Source organism: Microthrixaceae bacterium (assembly GCA_023957975.1).
In the GTDB taxonomy this organism is placed as follows: domain Bacteria; phylum Actinomycetota; class Acidimicrobiia; order Acidimicrobiales; family Microtrichaceae; genus JAMLGM01.
This window is the reverse complement of sequence record JAMLGM010000008.1, coordinates 181106-198969: the sequence shown is the minus strand read 5'-3', so window position 1 is coordinate 198969 and position 17864 is coordinate 181106. Positions and strand designations below refer to the sequence as shown.

The window sequence follows — 17864 nt, the reverse complement described above, 5'->3', positions numbered from 1 at the left end:
AACGGAGGATGCTCAGACCCGACCGTGACGCCACCAAGTCTTCACCCGCCGATCATGTCCGCCATGAGCTGAATCGATGCGACGTCGGGAGGCCCGGCCACCTCGGAGAAAAATCCGCCGCGTTGGGTCTGCCACCAGGCGAAACACTCGGCCCAGTCGCCCGCACCGCTGGCAAAGTCGGAGGCGCCGTCGCTCACCCACCAGCTCTCGGTGCCACCGCGGTAGTGCATCCACCAGTCGCGCCGTTCGTCGTCGAGCAGGGTGACGTCGAGCGCATGGCCCAGTTCGTGAGCGGTGACATGAACGAGCTCCTCAAAGCCCAGGTCGGGGCGCACGAAGATCTCGATTCGTCGCTCGGCGGTGTAGGTGATTCCTCGAAAGCCGCGCCTCGGTCCGACGAATTCGATCGTCCAACCCGGCAGGTACGCCTGCCAGGGAAAGGTGATCGCCGCCAATACCCGGTCCCCGACCGGACGCGGGGCCAGGGTCGTGGTGGGCGCGGTTGGGGGTGCCGGGGTCGATGCCGGGTCCGTGTCGGTCTCGACCAACCCCAACTGCGGCACAGCATCCGGCGCCGGCGGATCGACCGACTCTGCGCCGAGTGCCCGGCTCGCTTCGTTGGCCAGCGGGTGGTGTTCACCAGCCGGAACGACGACCTCCGCGTACGGAGATGGCCGACTTGGCGACGCCTTGGTGAGCTCAGGGGTTGTCACGACGAGCGCCACGGCGACCGAGGCCGCTGCGGCGACACGACGCGCCACGACGCTCTTGCGACCACGACCAGGCATGCGGCGATGGTACGGAGGCTGTCAATGTATTTCCCGGTTCTTCACCGCCTCTCATTGCTTCATGCACTACTAGGGGGACGGTCTCCGAGCTGGCCGCGTGTCTAGGCTGCACCCATGCAGATCAGTATCTGGCCGAGTTCCGAACGCCCGTGGGGTGAGGTCCGAGACGATGTCGTTCGCGCCGATTCGCTCGGCTGGGACGGGGTCTGGCTGGCCGATCACTTCATGCCCAACGCCCCGGTCGACGATTCCGCTGGTCGACGTGGCCCGTATCTCGAAGCGTGGTCCTGCCTCGGCGCATTGGCGGCGCTGACGAGCAACGTACGGCTCGGTTCGCTGGTCAGTTCGGTCACCTACCGCCATCCCGCGGTGCTCGCCGCCATCGCCTGCACGGTCGACGAGATCAGCACTCGCCCTCATGGCAGCGGCCGGGTGGTGTTGGGAATCGGTGCAGGCTGGCAGGAGAACGAACACGAGGCCTACGGGTTGACCCTCGGTTCGCTTCGCGAGCGCTCCGATCGTCTCGCCGAGGCCGCGACGGTGCTGCGCTCGCTGCTGAGCGACGAACGCACGACGTTCGCCGGCCGGTTCTTCCAGCTCGACGACGCTCCCAACGAGCCGCGCCCAACGGGTCGACCCATCCCCTTGCTGATCGCCGGCAAGGGCGAGCTGCGAACGATTCCGACCGCGGCGCGCCTTGGCGACGAATGGAATGCATGGGCCTCGCCCGAGATGTTCGCCCACAAGTACGGAGTGCTCTGCGACGCCGCCGAGGCAGCCGGGCGCGACATCCGGTCGATGCGATGCTCGACCCAGGCCTTCGTGGTGTTCGGCGATCATCCTGAGGTGGTCGACGCCATCACCTCGATGGGGCGCCCGGTCGTGTCGGGATCCGACGCCCAGATCCTCGACGTGTTGGCGACCTACCGGTCAGCCGGAGTCGACGAGTTCATCGTGCCGGACTGGCTGTGGGACGACGCCACCGAACGCGCCGAGCACTACCACCACTTCTACGAGGTCACCCGCCCCCTCCACGTCGAGGGCGGCCCCTGACCGTCTGCCGCCGCAACAGCCTGCCGCCTCCCCGGCCTGTTCTCCGATAACCAGTGGTCGTGATCACGACCACTGGTTATCGGAGAACAGGCGGGCGCGGGGCATGGCCGGGGCATGGGCATGCGCGCCGGTTTTCAAGCGAGAGCCTCGAGCGGGTCGACGTAGGACAACCCGAGCGCCTCGGCCACCGCGGCGTCGGTGATCCTTCCGCGGTACACGTTGAGTCCGTCGCGAAGGTGCGGGTCGCGCCGCAACGCCTCCTCGGTTCCGAACCGGACGAGCGCCACCGCTGCGGCCAGGGTGGCGTGGGTCAGCGCGGCGGTCGACGTCGCGGCCACCCCTCCCGGCATGTTCGTCACGCAGTAGTGCACCACCCCGTCGACCACGTAGGTCGGTTCGGAGTGCGTCGTGGGCCGCGAGGTCTCACAGCAGCCACCTTGGTCGATGGCGATATCGACGATGACCGAACCCGGACGCATTCGCGCGACGTGGTCGCGGGTGACCAGCCGCGGTGCACGGGCGCCCCGGATGAGCACCGCACCGATCACCACATCGGCCCCGACGACCAGCCGGTCGATCGCCCCGCCGGTCGAGTACTGCGTCGAGATCGCCGGGCCGAAGCGTCGATCCAGATGATCGAGCACCGCCGGGTTGCGGTCGAGGACCGTCACGTCGGCGCCCATGCCGACGGCGATCGACGCTGCGTTCTCCCCCGCTGTTCCGCCGCCGATGATCACCACCTTCGCCGCCGGCACTCCCGGGACCCCTCCGAGCAGTCGACCCGAACCGCCGTGTGGCCCCTCGAGGAAGTGGGCGGCCGCCTGCACCGACATGCGACCCGCCACCTGCGACATCGGGGCGAGCATCGGCAGCGCTCCGGCCGCGTCGGTCACCGTCTCGTATGCGATACACGCCGCACCACTGGCGAGGAGATCCTGAGCCTGCTGTGGATCGGGGGCGAGGTGAAGGTAGGCGAACAGCGTCTGGCCGTGATGCAGGCGCTTGCGTTCGGCCGGCTGAGGTTCCTTCACCTTGATGACCAGGTCGGAGTCCTCCCACACCGCGTCGACGCCGACGATCGAGGCACCGGCGCCGCGATACTCCTCATCGTGCACGCCGATCCCCTCCCCCGCCGAGGCTTCGACCAGGACGCGGGCACCGGCCCGGACCAATTCGTCGACCCCGTCGGGGGTCAGCCCCACGCGATCCTCGGAATCCTTCACTTCCCTGGGCACGCCCACGATCACGGGACCGTCTCGCTTTCCGCCCGCACGCCGTTGTGCGGACCCGTGCGAGTTTATGAACCGAGCGCGACCGGACGCGCCGAGCACGCGCCGAGCACGCGCCGAGCACGCGCCGAGAACGCGCCGAGCACGCGCCGGGCGCGGCTACGGCCTCGCACGGCGCGACAATGGAGATTCAACAGAACGCGTTCGAGTTCACGAACACACTCGGCCGACCCCCGTCCCGCCCACCACCGTTGAATCACCAAGGCCACACCATGCTCACCACACTCGTCGGCGACGACGTCACGGTCCCTTGCCTCGACGGGGTCGAGCGAACCTACCTGTGCCTCGATGCCGGCGCCTCGACCCCGGCTTTTCAAGCGGTCGCCGATGCGGTGACGGGGTTTCTGCCCTGGTATTCGAGTGTGCACCGCGGCGCCGGGGCGAAGTCCCAGTTCGCAACCCGCCGCTATGAGGAGGCACGCGACGCGGTGATGCGATGGGTCGGCCGCTCCGACACCGACGACATCGCGGTGTTGTGCCGCAACACCACCGAGGCGATCAACATCGCGGCCCACCGGATCCCACTCGGCCCGAACGACACCATCGTCACCACCGTCGTCGAACACCACGCGAATCTGTTGCCGTGGCAGCGCGCCGCCACACGCAGCGGCGCCACGATCAGCTATGTCGAGTGCGGCCGAGACGGCACCTTCAGCCCCGACGACGTCGCCGCGGCAGTGAACGCGACCGTTGCAGAAGGTCGGCGGCCGGCGGTGGTCGCCATCACCGGCGCCGCGAATGTCACCGGGTGGATGCCCGACCTGGACCCGATCATCGATCACGCTCATCAACACGGTGCGTTGGTGCTCGTCGACGCAGCGCAGTTGGCGCCCCATCGTCCGCTGCACACGCTTCGGGCGGATTTCATCGCGTGGTCGGGGCACAAGATGTACGCGCCATTCGGCTCCGGGGTCCTGATCGGCCCGCGCCGGGTGTTCGAACACGGCGACCCGTTCCTCGTCGGCGGCGGCGCCGTCAATCTGGTCGACCTCGACGGGGCGATGTGGACCGAGGCCCCCGATCGCGAGGAGGCGGGGTCTCCCAACGTCGTGGGAGCGGTCGCCCTGCACGCGGCGATCGACACCTTCGAAACACTCCGATGGGAGGCCATCGTCGAACACGAACTCGCGATGGCCAAGGCGTTACGCCATGGCCTCGCCGGGATCGACGGGGTCACATTGCTCGGGCCCTCGGTCGACCACTCGTCGACGGCCTCGGACACGCTGGCGGTCGCAGCGTTCACGATCGATGCCATGGCCCACCCACTCGTCGCCGCACGCCTCAGCCATGAGTACGGAATCGGCGTTCGACACGGGTGCTTTTGTGCACACCCCTACCTCGTGCGCCTGCTCGGCCTCAGCGGCGACGAGACCCGGCGGTACCGCCACGACATCACCGTGGGCGATCGCCGCAACATTCCGGGAGCCGTGCGCGCCAGTGTCGCGATCTCGGCAACCGGCGCCGACATTGAGCGGTTCCTGAGTGCCGTCGACGACCTCGCCGGCGGCAAGCCCGAGCCGAGGCCCTATGTGCAGGATCCGACGACCGGCGACTACCTGCCCGGCTGAGCCGCGGCGGTCGCGGCGATAGCCGAGCGCCTCAGCCAAACGACTCAGCCAGGCGACTCAGCTGAGGGCTTTGATGAATTCGATGATCTTGGCGACGTCGTCGTCGCTGAGACGTTTTTCGTCGTAGGCACCCATCGCCGAGCGGGCGTCCTCGCGACGCTGTGCGTTCGGTTCACGAATCGACCGCACGAGGTAGTCATCGTCGACCGTCACCTTGTCGCCGCCCTGCAACGTGACCTGCGCGCCGTAGAGGTCCTTCCACGTCGGACCGGTGGAGTTCGACCCGTCGATGCTGTGGCACCCCTGGCAGCCCATCTCCTTGGCGATGAGTTGGCCCTCGGCGGCGGCACCGGTGAGATCGAGGGTCTGTTCCGGTTCGTTCGAGCACGCGCTCAACATCCACGCCGAGGACACGACGAGGACCGCGGCGATCGCCCGCCGGCTCCGACGCGCTCGAGATGCGGTGATGATCATGGCGAACCCTCCTCTGGTCGGGGTGCGCCGACAGCGGCCGTTACCCCCTCGGGTTGCGACGGTACCAACTTGCCCCGGAACTTCGGCGTTTCGTTGCCCTCGCGCGACATCTTGATGAACCTCACGGCGATCTGGGCCCAGATGACGAGGCCGCCGACCACCTGGAAGATGGCGGCCCCAAGCTCCTGATCGTTCGCCGCGGAGAGCCCGTCCCAGATCCGGGGGGCCAGTTCGTACTCGGCGAAGATCGGGAAGGGCGACCAGCTCATGAAGAACGCGATCGGCAGCGGAACCACCGACACGATGATGAGATACACGACCTGTGGCGGACCCTGAACCCGGGCCCGAAGCGGGCGCGGAGGCTGCACGGGCAACCAGATGAGGATGCCGGCGCCGATCCAGATCACGTCCATGAGGAACGATCCGATCTGGCTGGTGATCAGGCGATCGACGACCACGGGGGCCGTGACCGCGATGAGCATCCCGAGGGCGACCGGAAGGGTGAACTTGGGGCTCGACACCACGCGGTAGATCGCCTTGCGGCGCTCGGTCGCCACCAGTGCCCGCCCAGCGGCTGGCGGTGCCGCCCACAACAGCAGCGGACAGGCGATCATCACGATGATGATCTGGCGGACCATCTGCGCGGTGATGAGATAGCCGGCCCCGAGCGTGGCCAGGGGCCAGTCGATTCCGGCGAGGAGTAGCACCAAGCCGACCACGATGCCGATGCGTCGGCCCTTGCCGTGTTCGGGACGAAAGGCACCCGCCCGGTAGTAGGCGAAACCGAGGAGGGCAACGACAATCCACGCGCCCCAATAGGGCTGCCAACTCCAGGTCCAGTTCTCACCAGTGTTGGAGCACCAGAACCTCATGATTCCTCAGCCGGCCATTCGATCGTGGACAACACCTTGAGCTGATCCGCCCACTCCGATTGACGAAGGTCATAGGGATACATGACATGGCAGAGGTTGTCGCGGGTGAACGCGACGCACTGCAACGGGTGCCCGACGGTGTAGTTGCCCTCGGTGCCGTCGGGGAAGCTGACCGACGGCAATGCGAGCGAGGCGAGGACACCGTCGATCTCGGCCGGCGAGGCGGTGAGCCCGAGGAAATTGCGATCCTTGGACTCCAGGTAGTTCTTCATCACCTCGGGGGTGTCGCGGGCGGTGTCGACGCCGACGAACAACACGTTCACCGCCCGTGCGGAGGCTTCGAGGGTGTCGATCGCCGCCGCCATGTTGTTGAGGTAGACCGGGCACTGATCGGGACATGACGTGTACCCGAAGAACATCAAGGTGGTGCGCCCAGCGGTGGCCTCGGCGATGTTGTACGGCTCGGAGTTGTGGTCGGTCCAGGTCAGCGTCGGCTTGTCGAGTGGCCCGACCAGGATCGCGTCCTCGTGAAGCCCGAGCGCTGCGGCCGGACTTTGGTTGACGTCGACATCGCTGGCCGTTGAGCGCGAGCAGCCCGACAGGACCCCGGAACCAAACGCCGTCGCCCCGAGCACCGCTGCGCCGGTCAGCGACATCGAGGACTTGAGCATCTGTCGTCGGGTCCGTGGGGTCGACGCGAACCGTGGGTGATTCTCAGTGTCCATGGGACTCCTCGGTCAGCGACTCCACGACCTCTGCCGACACGGTGATCGGATCGGAGGTCTTGAACCTCAAGGTGACCTCGACCTGCTGGCCCACGGCGAGGTCGCCGGGGTTGTCCAACATGACGTGGTAGCCGCCCGGTTTGAAGGCCAACGAGGAACCCTCGTCGATGGGAACCTCGTGGAGGGTTTCCATGGCGGAGGTGCCGTCGGGGTTCATCGAGGAGCGGTGCAAGGTCGCGGTGGCTCCGGTGTCGGTGGCGACCTGTGTCAACACGTCGGCACCCCCCGAGTTGTTGATGACGAAATACAGCGCCGCCACCGTCGGGTTCATCGGTACGGGGATGGTTGCACCACTGACCGCGATCGCCGGGTCGGAGGACCCGCACCCTGCGGCGAGGCCCATCATCGCGGTGACGACGGCCAACGACACGAACGAGCGGATCACCCGTGGTTCACGGCATCCGCGTGTCGCGTGGTGGGGGGACCGAACAAAGACGCGCACAGCACCAGTTCAGTCGACCGGCGAGAAGCTGCCAAGTCGAGGCCCGATCGGCGCGTTTCAACCTGCATCGTGGCGATGACAGCCGATGAGGTGGTCGTTCACCATCCCAACCGCCTGCATGAGGGCATAGGCCGTGGTGGGGCCGACGAAACTGAACCCGGCGCGTTTCAACGCGTTCGCCAGAGCCTCCGACTCCGCTGTGACCGCGGGGATCTCCGACACGGCGCGGCGCACGGTCGGCGCAGACGGAGCGAAGGACCAGATGAGGTCGTTGAGACCGTCGCCGTCGCGCAACGCGATGGTGGCGATGGCATTGGTGCGAGCCGAGCGGATCTTGGCACGGTTGCGGATGATCGACTCGTCGGCCATGAGGGCGTCGAGTTGGTCGTCGCTCATCGACGCGACGGCGTCGACGTCGAATCCGGCAAAGGCGCGCCGCAGCGCCTCTCGCTTGTTCAACACGGTGCGCCAACTGAGCCCCGCTTGGAACGCTTCGAGCACGATGCGTTCGAACATCTCCCGTTCGCCGGCGACTTGCCGACCCCACTCGGTGTCGTGATAGCGCTGTTCGAGCGGACTCGACGCCGCCCACGGGCATCGCAGCACCCCATCCGATCCGGCGACGAGGTCGGGTGAAGGTTCGGGCGTGTGGTCGGGGCTGGATGTTGTGGAACGGTCGGATGTGGTCATTGGTCGCCTCCTGTGGCGTGGTCCTGCGGAGGCGGATCGACGACCGGTTGGGTCGCCAGTCGGGTCGCCCGTCGGGGCGCCCGTTGGGTCCTGCGTGGCGCGCGATCCGCGAGGCGCGTCATTCGCAGGGTGATGTTGAGTCGTCCCGACGCAATGCCGAGGTCGCCGCGGTCGGTGCCGGCGATGAGTCGGGGAACCCCGTGATACGCGAGGCGACTGGGTCCACCGAAGACGAACAGATCGCCCGAACGCAGCTCGATGTCGGTCCACGGCCGGCCCCGCGTCTCGGTGTTTCCGAATCGGAAGATGCACGAGGCCCCGATGCTGAACGACACCACCGGCTCGTCGCCCTGTTCCTCCTTGTCCTGGTGGAGCCCCATCTGCGCACCCGGTTCGTAGAAGTTCACCAGTGCCGCGTCGGGAACGTAGCGGCGCCCCCACTCCTGGTCGCGGTACGCATGGGCGACCGCGTCGGCACCGAGTTGCGCCAGCCACCCGGGCAGGGGCTTGACCGGGGCGCCGTCGGTGTCCTCGGCGACGTCGGTGTAGCGATACGGCACCCAGTAGCGACCCAGACAGGTGCCCTTCACGGTCATGGTCCCGCCGCCTGGGAGCCGCACCGCACGCATCGGCGCCGGCGGGCGCATCCAGTCCCGGGCCTCGACGACGAGTCGGCGCTGGGTCGACTCGTCGAGGTAGTCGGGCACGTGCACCGCACCCGGCGCTACGTGTGTGGCGCTCCGTTCAAGCGGGAACAGTTCCAACGACATCACCACCCGTCACCACCCGTCATGCCCGCGCTTACCGGCGCGTTTCCAGGTCGAGCAGGGTGCGCTTCATCCACTCGCCTCCGCCGTAGGACCCGACGCTGCCGTCGCTGCGAATCACCCGATGGCACGGGTGGATGAGCGGCACCGGGTTCGCGCCACAGGCCGTACCCACGGCACGGTGGGCACGCGGATGTCCGATCGCCTCGGCTACGGCCCCGTAGCTCCAGCGGTGGCCATAGGGGATGTGCGACAGCGCCTCGATCACCCTGCGGGTGAACCCCTCGACCAGCGACAGATCGCTACGGACCGAGAACTCGCGGCGCTCACCCGCGAAAAATTCGCCGAGCTCTCGGGCTATCGCCTCGGTGATCAGCGACTCTTCCACCACCTTGGGGCTCACCCTGCGCTCGAGTTCGCACAGCGCAAACTCGTGGTCGGGTTCGGACAACACGATGCGGTGTACCCCGCGTTCGCTGGCAGCAACGAGCAACGGCCCGATCGGCGAGTCGATCACCCGATAGCCGATCGTCAACACTGCCGCCTTGGTGCTCGTTTGAGTTGCCATGTCACGTCCTCCTGCGTCGGGTTCGATGTTATCGAACGGTTGTTCGTCTGTCCATGCGGATGGTGAAAAACCTTCCTCAGTGCGGTGGCAGGATGGCGGGAGATGTCTGAGCACCTCGTCGATCGACTCCTCGCCTCAGGGGCGCGCCGCGGCGATGCGATCGGGTTGGCGACGTCTCGTGACGGGCGCGTGGCCATCAGCCGAGATCAGGTGAGCGCGGATCTCGACCCGGCCTCGGTCGCCAAAACGATCGCCGCCATCGACGCAGAGCTCGCACCTCGCTGGGTGATGTGGGATCAACGCACCGCGGCCACGCTCGTCGCCCACGGCATCCGCCTTGTTCGCTCCTGGGACCTCGCCGCCGCCGACCGATTCGTACACGGCGGCTGGGCCACGTCGCCTGCGCTCATCTGGGCGAGGCTGCACGACCTCGACCCCAACACGATCCCCGTCGAGCGCGGACCCGACCTGTTCAACCAGATCGATCCAGCGGTCGAGTCCGCATCGCCGATCGACCCCGACGGCTATCTGCGCGCGTCGTGGAGCGCCGGTGGTTGGGAGGACTTCGACGGCGGCGCCGTGACGTGGGCCAGCCTCGCGTTGCGATGTGCACGACTGCAGCGCGCCGCTACCGACACACTCCCCGATCCGCCACGAACCCTGTCCGCCTTGCGCAGCGAGTCGTCGATCGAGCTGCTCTGCTCGGAACTCGCCGCGGATGGACTCCCGCTCGACGAGGCCCGAGCGAATGAACTCATCGCCGGCTACATCGGCCCCCGCCCGACCACACAACAAGACGAGTTCGACGCACGTGCCCAACGTGACGCCGCGGTCTTCGCCGCCGCACCCGGCGTTGGCCAAGTCGACCTCCGCAGCCCCGGCCAGGTGCGCACTCTGCTGCGACGCGTCGGCATCGAGGTCCCCGACACCCGGGCTTGGCGCCTCAAGGAACTGCGCGACCGGCACCCGATCGTCGAGGCGCTGCTCACCTGGCGCAAAGCCGAACGCATCGAGAGCACCTTCGGATATCGATGGCTCGATGAGAACGTGAGCGGCGGGCGTCTTCGTGGGGTGTGGAGCGGATGCGACGGGGCGGCCGGGCGTATGACCGCGTCGGCCGGGCTGCACAATCTCCCGGCGGAGTTGCGAGACGCTGTGCGCGCCGAGCCGGGGTACGTGTTCGTGCGCGCCGACCTCGGCCAGATCGAACCTCGCGTCCTCGCGGTGGTGTCGGGTGATCCGAAACTCGCCGAAGCCACCCGCGACGACGATCTGTACGCGCCGGTGGCCACCGCGCTCGGCGTGCCGCGAGATGTCGCCAAGGTGGCGGTGCTCGGCGCGATGTACGGCCAAACCACGGGAATCGGAGCGGAGGCCCTGCGAGGGCTCAACGCCGCCTACCCGGTGGCGATGGCCTACCTCGAACGAGCGGATCGCAGTGCTCAAGCGGCGAACGATCTGCGCACCTTCGGCGGACGCCTCATCCGACTTTCCGCGTCGTCCCCGTCCCCGAATGGAACCGAGGATCGCGCGGCGGTCGCGGCCCGGGGACGTTTCGGGCGCAACGCCATGGTGCAAGGCGCGGCGGCGGAGTTCTTCAAGGTGTGGGCGTTGACGGTTCGCGCACGGGTGGCGCCGCTCGACGCACGGATCGTGCTGTGCCTTCACGACGAACTGCTGGTGCACACACCCGCCGAGTACGCCGACAAGGTCGCCGCTGCGGTCGATGCGGCGCTCCAGGAGGCCGCGGCGCGCTGGGCGCCGAGCTCCGACGGCCGCTCCACCACCGGCCGTTCCGATGCCGGGCGTTCCACCACCGGGCATTCAGCCGTACGTTTCGTCGCAGAAACCTCCGTCGTGACCTCCTGGGCCGACGCCAAATAAGTAGGATAGCGACAGACCACTAGATATTTGGCAGCGCCCGAACCAACAGATGATCGGTCAGATTGCAACGTTCAAATGTGGTTCCCGCAGGACACCCCGACACCTCATAAGTGAACCCTGAGCCGAATGCAAACCCGTGACCTGGATCAATGATGATGTGATCGACTTGGGCATTGGTCACGCCAAGAGTCCTTGAATTGTCGACTGGACCACCTGCGGCAAAATTTGACTTCCAGAAGTTCAGCATTCCTGGCGCGGCTGTGCATTGGTTTAACGTCCCGCCAACCCCGGGAGCAGAGTTTGCCACCCGCGTCAGGTACAGGTCCCCCATTGAAACAAGATTCAAATACCGGGAGTAGGCTGAGTTCATGACATTGGCACGGAACCACTCCATTGACGAACACGCTTCCCCAGACTTGACATCATTGGGCCAGAAATGGGTGGTGCATGCAGTGAAACGGGCTGCTGTTGCGCCCCCGTCCATGCACGCCCAAGTCTTGTACTCGATCGCCGAGGTGGGCGCAATGCCCTTTACGGTTCCACCGTTTGACCATCTTGGCGAGTTGGAACGGACAACGAGAAAGTTGCCAAACCCCGTCCATGGGGCACTTCCTGTATTGAAATTACAGGCGGTCGGCGCCCCTCCAGCAGGGAAGGAGTCGGCAAAGTACCATTGATATTGACTTGGCCATACCCAGTTCAGGAAATTACCTAGTGGTCCGTCGCGGAATTGGTGAGGTGGGTCAGGGTGGCCCGCCCCCGGTTGACTTTCTCGATGATCTCCTCCGCCGTTTTGACCCACACGAGGGGTTCGGGGTCGTCGTTCCAGTGCGAGACCCACACGTCGATGGCTTCGGTTAGAGCGGCGACGCTGTTGAAGGTTCCTGTCTTGAGCCGTTTCTTGGTGAGTTGAGCGAACCAGCCCTCGACCAGGTTCAGCCACGACGCCGAGGTTGGCGTGAAGTGCAGGTGCCACCGCTTTTTCTGCGCTGGCTTGGCCAGCCACGCCTTCACCTCGGCGGACTTGTGCGCCGAGAGGTTGTCCAACACGACATGGATCTCCTGGTCCCGGGGGACGTGGACATCAATCCACCGAAAGAACGCCAACACATCGGCACTGGTGTGGGTCTTGCGGGTGTCATGAAGCACCTCACCGGTCACGACATTCAACGCCGCAAACAGGTCGGTGGTGCCATTGCGTTTGTAGTCATGGGTCATCGTGCGACCCCGACCCCGCTTCATCGGCAGCGACGGCTGGGTGCGATCCAACGCTTGGCACTGGGTCTTTTCATCGAAGCTGAACACCACCGCCCCCTCCGGCGGGTTCAGATACAACCCGACCACGTCGACAAGCTTCGCCTCGAAGTTCGGATCGTTCGACAACTTGAACGTGTCGACCCGCCAGGGACGCAGCTTGCGGTCCTTCCAGATTTTCGCCACGAAGTCCTTACCCACCCCGTGCCGCGCAGCCATCGTCCGTGTCGACCACTGCGTCGACTCGTCATCGGGCACCGAATGCAACGTGTCGTTCACGATCGCCTCGACCACGTCGTGGCTGACCTTGGGTTTGCGACCACGACCTCGAGTGATCTTGCCCACCTCATTGACCCCGCCAGCCTCGAAGCGGGTACGCCACCGCCGTACCGTGTCCGGGGTCGCATCAACGCGCCGGGCGATCTCGTTGTTCGCCACCCCATCGGCCGCCCACAACAATGCCCGCGCCTGGCGCACACAGCGGTACGGCAACACCGACGACCGCGCCATGCGATCCAACTCGGCCCGCTCGGCATCGGACACAGTCAACGGGGCAGCAACAGCGATCGGCATAACCCGACACTAACCCACCTCGCTATTTAACCGACGTACCACTAGCGTAGACGTTCGACGCTAGTCGGTGAGTTCAATCGCCCGACCACTCCCAATGCCGTTCCGTCGGCAAGGGTCCCGCCCCACGCTCAAGCTTCAGTCAATGGGGAGTTCAACCATCGCGTGGACGGGTTGGGCTGACGCCAAATAGGCCCGAGGTCGTGCGGACACCTACGCCTGCAGAACCGCGGCGCACATGTCGACGAGGTTTGCAAGGTAGTCGTCGTGGTCGAGCTCGGGCACCTCGCCGTCGTCGAGACGGCGGGCCCGATCGGCGATCGAGGAGGTCATCAACATGATGAGGGCCACGATGCGTTCACGCCGAAGCGCCGGCGACGCGTCGATACCGCGCTCGATCTCGTCGAGAATGGCCGCCAACTGAGCAGTGCTCTCCACGTCGGATTCGATGCGCCATGCGGTGAAGCGCCCGCGCAACTGATCGACGATGCGTAAGTACGCGCGGCCGCCACCATCGTCCAACATGGCCGAGTACGGCACGACGAGACATGCGATGAGGTCACGATGCGACGCGTCGCCAAGCGAGGCTCGACGGCGACCCCGCTCGATATCGATCGGACCCCCTCGTCGACGCAGGATCGCCGCCAGCAACCCCTCGCGGGAGCCGAAGTGATAGCTCACCGCGCTGGTGTTGCGTTGCCCGGCGGCCTCGACGATCTCGCGAGTCGTCACCGCGGCGATGCCCGAACGAGCAAAGCGCTGCTCGGCGACATCCAGCAGCCGATCCCGCGTCGACGTCACCGGAGCCGACCTCGCCGGAGTCGACGTCGGCGCCCCTGCCGACGCCGACGCGACCGACGCCCGGGTCACTCCGGCAGTTGGATCAACGCGCTCTCGGGAAGCACGCTGACCTTCAGGTTCGGATCGACCGGCTTCTCGAAATCCGGGTACTTACGCTTGGCCTCGCGGCGATACCGGGTGGTCGAGTGCTCCGGGTCGGTGTCGTAATTCGGAATCACCTCGGTGCCGAACAGTTCGATCATTTCGAGGATTTCCTCGTCGCGGAATCCCTCGGTCGGAATGCCGAACACCAGTTGATCGCAGCCGACCTCCTGGTACTTGGCGATCTGTTCGTTGACCTCCTCGGGGGTGCCACACAACAGGTACCCGGCCTCGATGAGGTAGTCGAGGGTCGACTCGTCGGGGATGCGATGCGGAGGGTTCGGCCACACGACGGCGTTGTCCTGGGGCGGCATCGTGTCGTGGTACATGTTCACCATCGTGTTGAGATAGCCGCGGCCGAGCGACATGGCGATTTCACGTGCCCGCTTGCGATCCGATACGCACACCACGGCGTTGGTCATCATCACGTTGTCGTTCTTGTACTGCCCGAGGGTCTCGGTGCAGTTCGTGATGCCTTCCTTGTAGGCGTTGATGCGGCCCTTCAGGTTGTAGATCGGCTCGAAGTTGAAGGCGATCGCACCGATGCCCAACTCGCCGGCCTTGGTGAACGTTCCGGGGTTGCCACAGCCCACCCACATCGGCGGGTGACCGGTTCCATACGGCTTCGGCAAGACGTTGTGGGGCTTTTCGATCTTGAAGTACTTCCCCTCAAACGTGTAGTCGCGCACCTCCCACATCCGCAGAATCTCGTGTGCCGCCTCGTCCCACATCTCCTTGGTTTCGGAGGTGAGCAGGTCGAAGGTGGCCATCTCATGGCTTCCCGCTCCACGGCCGGTGCCCCACTCGTAGCGGCCCTCGGTGATGTGGTCGAGCATCGCCACCCGCTCGGCGTTACGCACCGGGTGGTTGACGGGCCGAGACAGGTTCATGATCGCCGAGCCGATGTGGATCTGTTCGGTCTTGGCGGCGACATATCCGATGAGCACCTCGGGGGCCGACAGGTGCGAGTACTCGGTGAGTGCGTGGTGCTCGCCCATCCACACGTACTTCCAGTTGAACTTGTCGGCGTGGATGCCGTAGTTGACCTCGCGCATCAACATCTCGTGTTCGGCGCCCGGGTTGTGCGCCGCCGGGCCGGGCAGGTAGCCGTTGAGAAAGAGACCGAACTCCATGGGAATCCCCCTGTGATCTGCCGAACGGTGAGCCGCATCCGACATCGAGTACAACGGAGTCTAATGTAGGGCATTAATCGGTCGGGCACAAGGACGGGCACCCGCATGGCACAGACGCACCGCTGCGTGTTCTCATGGATCCATGACCGACCCGGCCACCGACACCCTCTCCTTCGCCAACGACGCGGATCACCACCGGTTCGTCCTGACCGACGGCGACGTGCTGCTGGGCTTCATCGAGTATGAGCTGAGCGACGGACTGTGGGATCTTCAACACACGGTCATCGAACCCACGGCGCGCGGACGCGGCCTCGGATCCGACCTGGCGGCCCGGGCGTTCGCCTACATCGCCGAGCGGGACGAGCGCTTCATCCCGACCTGCACGTTCCTGCCCGGTGTCCTCGACCGGTTCCCGCGCTTCGCCGACCACGCCCGCTCCCCCGAACAGCGCTGAGACACCACCATGGGACCCCTTCCACTCACCTTCGTCACCTCTGCATCGAAGTACACCACGCTTCCCGACTCCCCCGCCGAGGTCGCCTTCATCGGCCGATCGAACGTCGGCAAGTCCTCGCTCATCAACGCCATCGCCAATCAACGCCAACTCGCGCGCGTCTCCAAGACCCCCGGGCGAACCCAGCTCATCAACCTGTTCGCGCTCGGCGACGGCACCACCGTGGTCGACCTGCCCGGCTACGGCTTCGCCAATGCCCCGAAACAGGCCCGCAACGCCTGGGGGGCGATGACCGAGAACTACTTCCTCGGCCGCACCGATCTGCGTCGCATCATCATCCTCGTCGACGCCGAGGTCGGGCCGACCGCGCTCGACGTCTCGATGCTCGAATGGGTGCGCCACCACGAACTTCCCTTCGCCGTCGTCGCCACCAAACACGACAAGGTGAAGTCCTCGGCACGCCAGAAGCGCAAGCGCGAGCTCGCGGCGGGATGCGGCCTCGACGAACGCGACGTCCTGTGGGTCAGCGCCTCCAAGAACGTCAACATCGACCTGTTGCGCGATCGGGTCCGCGGCTGGCTCCACGAGGCACCCAAAGCGTCCACAAGCCGCTGGGCGGACGGCTGGGACGACGGCTACGACGAAGACCTCGGTGGCGACCTGCCGGCACCCCCTCAGCCCAGCTGACCGCGACCTCGCCGATCGACCAGCGCCACGGCACCGATGACGATCGCCGCCAGAACGCAACTCAACGCCATCGCCGCTCCGAAGTTGCCCGTTCCCGCCCGGCCGAGCAGACGGCTAATGAGAATCGGGATGGTGGGGCGATCCGGCCGGGCCAGAAACACCGTCGCTCCGAACTCGCCGATGGCCATCGCGAACGCGAACCCCGCAGCCACGGCCACCGGCCGCCCCAGGAGGGGAACCCCGATACGCAACCCCCGCCGCAACCGGCCGGCTCCCAGCACCGCAGCCGCTTCGAACGGCTGTCGGTCGACGCTGCGCACCCCTCCCAACAGCAGCCTCGCGGCGATGGGGGCCGCTGTCGCCGCCTGCACGAGCGGCACCGCGATCCAGGTGCCGCGCAGGTCGATCCACGCTCCGCTGTAGGCGAGGAGGAACCCGAGTCCGAGGGTCGCGGCGGAGATGCTCATCGGCACGATCAACAGCCGGTCGACGAAGCGACCAACCGAATCGTCGCGCCCCGCCGAGACCACCAGCGGGGCCGCCAGCGCCAGTGCCAGCACCGCTCCCAGCACCGCTCCCAGCACCGACGCACTGATGGCTCCACCGGCGTCTCCGGGACCCAGGATGGTCGTTGCCAGCGCAGGGATCGACCGGTCCGGCCGGTGCTGCCCAGCGCCGAACAGCGCCCGATAGTTGCCCAGCCCCCAGCCTCGAGCCGTGTGCAGCGACCGCAGCACCAATGCCAACGGCGGGCCGCCAGCGAACACCGCGGTGGCGAGCACCGTGAAGGCGGCGAGCGACCGGTCGCCGCGGCCACGCACCGGTCGACGGCGAACCGCACCCACACCCATGCCGACCCGCGTACGGCGCTGTGCCCCGACGCGGGCCTGCAACGCGACGATGGCCAGCACGATCGCGAGTTGTGCCACCACCAGCACCGCAGCGCTGGCCAGATCGAGACTGCGGGTGCTGAGGAACCAGACCTCGACCTCGACGGTCGACACCCGAGCGGAGCCGAGCCCAACGATCACCCCGAAGGAGGTGAGGCAGAACATGGCCACGAGCAACGCAGCATCCGCGATCTGCGGGGCGATCATCCGAAGGGTCGTCGCGCGGACCGCCCGCAGCGGGCGGTGCCCCAACGACCGCGCCGAGTCCTCGATCGATGCCGGCACCGCGGCGACCGCCGCCGCGACGGCCCGGACCATCAGCCCGAGGTTCAAACACACGTGCGCAACGACCACGAGCGCGAAGCGGGCGCCGTCGGCGTCGGGCAACCCGCCCACGACGGCGAGCACCGCGCTGGCCACCGTCAGCGTGGGCAACACGAATGGCACCATCACGACCGCCGAGACGACCGAACTTCCCCGAAAGGACAGGCGCGCCAACGCCCAGCCCATCGGAACCCCCAGCGCCATCACCACGACGACCGACGCCGCGCTCTGAGCGAAGGTGATGGCGAACAGCCGCAGTGTGCGTTCGTCCCACAGCACCGACCACGTGGCGAGTCCAAGCCCCTCGCGCCCGGCGACACCGGTGATACTGCGACCCATGACGGCGACGAGCGGCCAGCCATAGGCCAGCGCCCACAGCACCGCGCCCACGCCGAGCACCGCTCGCCGCCACGTCATCACACGACCACCG

At 66.6% G+C, this 17864-nt stretch carries 19 protein-coding genes; 5 read left to right on the top strand and 14 right to left on the bottom strand.

Annotated features, from left to right (window positions below):
- Positions 1 to 41 precede the first annotated feature (41 nt).
- Entirely contained in the window at positions 42 to 788 is a 747-nt protein-coding gene (locus tag M9952_12715) for a hypothetical protein (GenBank protein MCO5313784.1), read from the bottom strand.
- A gap of 114 nt (positions 789 to 902) precedes the next feature.
- Here M9952_12715 and M9952_12710 point away from each other — a divergent pair, with 114 nt between their 5' ends.
- Positions 903 to 1841, top strand: coding sequence for an LLM class flavin-dependent oxidoreductase (locus M9952_12710; protein ID MCO5313783.1), 939 nt, complete (start codon positions 903 to 905; stop codon positions 1839 to 1841).
- A gap of 134 nt (positions 1842 to 1975) precedes the next feature.
- Here the strand turns inward: M9952_12710 and ald are convergent, their stop codons facing one another.
- A complete protein-coding gene (ald, locus tag M9952_12705) occupies positions 1976 to 3043 on the bottom strand; it encodes an alanine dehydrogenase (protein ID MCO5313782.1) in 1068 nt (355 codons plus the stop codon).
- Positions 3044 to 3342: 299 nt separating this feature from the next.
- On the opposite strand from ald, the gene M9952_12700 reads away from it, so the two are divergent.
- Positions 3343 to 4698 carry an aminotransferase class V-fold PLP-dependent enzyme gene (locus M9952_12700; protein ID MCO5313781.1) on the top strand — a complete coding sequence of 452 codons (1356 nt, stop codon included), beginning with the start codon at positions 3343 to 3345 and terminating at the stop codon, positions 4696 to 4698.
- A gap of 57 nt (positions 4699 to 4755) precedes the next feature.
- On the opposite strand, the gene M9952_12695 is transcribed toward M9952_12700, so the two are convergent.
- The 7 genes from M9952_12695 to M9952_12665 all read right to left on the bottom strand — a co-directional run bounded on the left by M9952_12695 (position 4756) and on the right by M9952_12665 (position 9296).
- Positions 4756 to 5172: a cytochrome c gene (locus tag M9952_12695; GenBank protein ID MCO5313780.1), complete on the bottom strand. Its 417-nt coding sequence runs from the start codon at positions 5170 to 5172 to the stop codon at positions 4756 to 4758.
- On the bottom strand, positions 5169 to 6044 hold the full coding sequence (locus M9952_12690; GenBank protein MCO5313779.1) for a cytochrome c oxidase assembly protein: 876 nt from the start codon (positions 6042 to 6044) through the stop codon (positions 5169 to 5171). The genes M9952_12695 and M9952_12690 overlap by 4 nt, the downstream gene beginning before the upstream one ends.
- The gene (locus tag M9952_12685) at positions 6041 to 6769 is read right to left on the bottom strand and encodes an SCO family protein (protein MCO5313778.1); all 729 of its coding nucleotides are present in this window, start codon (positions 6767 to 6769) and stop codon (positions 6041 to 6043) included. Before M9952_12685 ends, M9952_12690 begins: the two co-directional genes overlap by 4 nt.
- Positions 6759 to 7214: a copper chaperone PCu(A)C gene (locus M9952_12680; protein ID MCO5313777.1), complete on the bottom strand. Its 456-nt coding sequence runs from the start codon at positions 7212 to 7214 to the stop codon at positions 6759 to 6761. Before M9952_12680 ends, M9952_12685 begins: the two co-directional genes overlap by 11 nt.
- Before the next feature lie 114 nt (positions 7215 to 7328).
- Entirely contained in the window at positions 7329 to 7961 is a 633-nt protein-coding gene (locus tag M9952_12675; GenBank protein MCO5313776.1) for a DNA-3-methyladenine glycosylase I, read from the bottom strand.
- The gene (locus tag M9952_12670) at positions 7958 to 8731 is read right to left on the bottom strand and encodes an alpha-ketoglutarate-dependent dioxygenase AlkB (GenBank protein MCO5313775.1); all 774 of its coding nucleotides are present in this window, start codon (positions 8729 to 8731) and stop codon (positions 7958 to 7960) included. Before M9952_12670 ends, M9952_12675 begins: the two co-directional genes overlap by 4 nt.
- Positions 8732 to 8762: 31 nt before the next feature.
- The gene (locus M9952_12665; protein MCO5313774.1) at positions 8763 to 9296 is read right to left on the bottom strand and encodes a methylated-DNA--[protein]-cysteine S-methyltransferase; all 534 of its coding nucleotides are present in this window, start codon (positions 9294 to 9296) and stop codon (positions 8763 to 8765) included.
- A gap of 102 nt (positions 9297 to 9398) precedes the next feature.
- Between M9952_12665 and M9952_12660 the strand changes: the two genes are divergently transcribed.
- A complete protein-coding gene (locus M9952_12660) occupies positions 9399 to 11180 on the top strand; it encodes a DNA polymerase (GenBank protein ID MCO5313773.1) in 1782 nt (593 codons plus the stop codon).
- 19 nt (positions 11181 to 11199) lie between these two features.
- On the opposite strand, the gene M9952_12655 is transcribed toward M9952_12660, so the two are convergent.
- From M9952_12655 to M9952_12640, 4 genes are all read right to left on the bottom strand, one after another.
- The gene (locus tag M9952_12655) at positions 11200 to 11664 is read right to left on the bottom strand and encodes a hypothetical protein (protein ID MCO5313772.1); all 465 of its coding nucleotides are present in this window, start codon (positions 11662 to 11664) and stop codon (positions 11200 to 11202) included.
- Positions 11665 to 11891: 227 nt separating this feature from the next.
- Entirely contained in the window at positions 11892 to 13007 is a 1116-nt protein-coding gene (locus M9952_12650) for an IS630 family transposase (GenBank protein ID MCO5313771.1), read from the bottom strand.
- Between the two features lie 210 nt (positions 13008 to 13217).
- Positions 13218 to 13805: a TetR family transcriptional regulator gene (locus tag M9952_12645; GenBank protein MCO5313770.1), complete on the bottom strand. Its 588-nt coding sequence runs from the start codon at positions 13803 to 13805 to the stop codon at positions 13218 to 13220.
- A gap of 65 nt (positions 13806 to 13870) precedes the next feature.
- On the bottom strand, positions 13871 to 15079 hold the full coding sequence (locus M9952_12640; GenBank protein ID MCO5313769.1) for an LLM class flavin-dependent oxidoreductase: 1209 nt from the start codon (positions 15077 to 15079) through the stop codon (positions 13871 to 13873).
- Positions 15080 to 15221: 142 nt separating this feature from the next.
- On the opposite strand from M9952_12640, the gene M9952_12635 reads away from it, so the two are divergent.
- Together M9952_12635 and yihA are read left to right on the top strand one after the other, a co-directional pair.
- Positions 15222 to 15533, top strand: coding sequence for an N-acetyltransferase (locus M9952_12635; GenBank protein ID MCO5313768.1), 312 nt, complete (start codon positions 15222 to 15224; stop codon positions 15531 to 15533).
- Between the two features lie 9 nt (positions 15534 to 15542).
- Positions 15543 to 16220: a ribosome biogenesis GTP-binding protein YihA/YsxC gene (gene yihA, locus M9952_12630; protein ID MCO5313767.1), complete on the top strand. Its 678-nt coding sequence runs from the start codon at positions 15543 to 15545 to the stop codon at positions 16218 to 16220.
- On the opposite strand, the gene M9952_12625 is transcribed toward yihA, so the two are convergent.
- Complete coding sequence (locus M9952_12625; protein ID MCO5313766.1) at positions 16208 to 17851, bottom strand: ABC transporter permease subunit; 1644 nt, start codon at positions 17849 to 17851, stop codon at positions 16208 to 16210. The genes yihA and M9952_12625 overlap by 13 nt on opposite strands.
- Between the last annotated feature and the right edge of the window lie 13 nt (positions 17852 to 17864).

What these genes read in the sequence shown, in the direction of transcription:
- M9952_12715 (MCO5313784.1), bottom strand. Translation starts at nt 788, where the DNA reads ATGCCTGGTCGTGGTCGCAAGAGCGTCGTGGCGCGTCGTGTCGCCGCA.
- M9952_12710 (MCO5313783.1), top strand. Translation starts at nt 903, where the DNA reads ATGCAGATCAGTATCTGGCCGAGTTCCGAACGCCCGTGGGGTGAGGTC.
- M9952_12700 (MCO5313781.1), top strand. Translation starts at nt 3,343, where the DNA reads ATGCTCACCACACTCGTCGGCGACGACGTCACGGTCCCTTGCCTCGAC.
- M9952_12695 (MCO5313780.1), bottom strand. Translation starts at nt 5,172, where the DNA reads ATGATCATCACCGCATCTCGAGCGCGTCGGAGCCGGCGGGCGATCGCC.
- M9952_12690 (MCO5313779.1), bottom strand. Translation starts at nt 6,044, where the DNA reads ATGAGGTTCTGGTGCTCCAACACTGGTGAGAACTGGACCTGGAGTTGG.
- M9952_12685 (MCO5313778.1), bottom strand. Translation starts at nt 6,769, where the DNA reads ATGGACACTGAGAATCACCCACGGTTCGCGTCGACCCCACGGACCCGA.
- M9952_12675 (MCO5313776.1), bottom strand. Translation starts at nt 7,961, where the DNA reads ATGACCACATCCGACCGTTCCACAACATCCAGCCCCGACCACACGCCC.
- M9952_12670 (MCO5313775.1), bottom strand. Translation starts at nt 8,731, where the DNA reads ATGTCGTTGGAACTGTTCCCGCTTGAACGGAGCGCCACACACGTAGCG.
- M9952_12665 (MCO5313774.1), bottom strand. Translation starts at nt 9,296, where the DNA reads ATGGCAACTCAAACGAGCACCAAGGCGGCAGTGTTGACGATCGGCTAT.
- M9952_12660 (MCO5313773.1), top strand. Translation starts at nt 9,399, where the DNA reads ATGTCTGAGCACCTCGTCGATCGACTCCTCGCCTCAGGGGCGCGCCGC.
- M9952_12655 (MCO5313772.1), bottom strand. Translation starts at nt 11,664, where the DNA reads ATGGACGGGGGCGCAACAGCAGCCCGTTTCACTGCATGCACCACCCAT.
- M9952_12650 (MCO5313771.1), bottom strand. Translation starts at nt 13,007, where the DNA reads ATGCCGATCGCTGTTGCTGCCCCGTTGACTGTGTCCGATGCCGAGCGG.
- M9952_12640 (MCO5313769.1), bottom strand. Translation starts at nt 15,079, where the DNA reads ATGGAGTTCGGTCTCTTTCTCAACGGCTACCTGCCCGGCCCGGCGGCG.
- M9952_12635 (MCO5313768.1), top strand. Translation starts at nt 15,222, where the DNA reads ATGACCGACCCGGCCACCGACACCCTCTCCTTCGCCAACGACGCGGAT.
- yihA (MCO5313767.1), top strand. Translation starts at nt 15,543, where the DNA reads ATGGGACCCCTTCCACTCACCTTCGTCACCTCTGCATCGAAGTACACC.
- M9952_12625 (MCO5313766.1), bottom strand. Translation starts at nt 17,851, where the DNA reads ATGACGTGGCGGCGAGCGGTGCTCGGCGTGGGCGCGGTGCTGTGGGCG.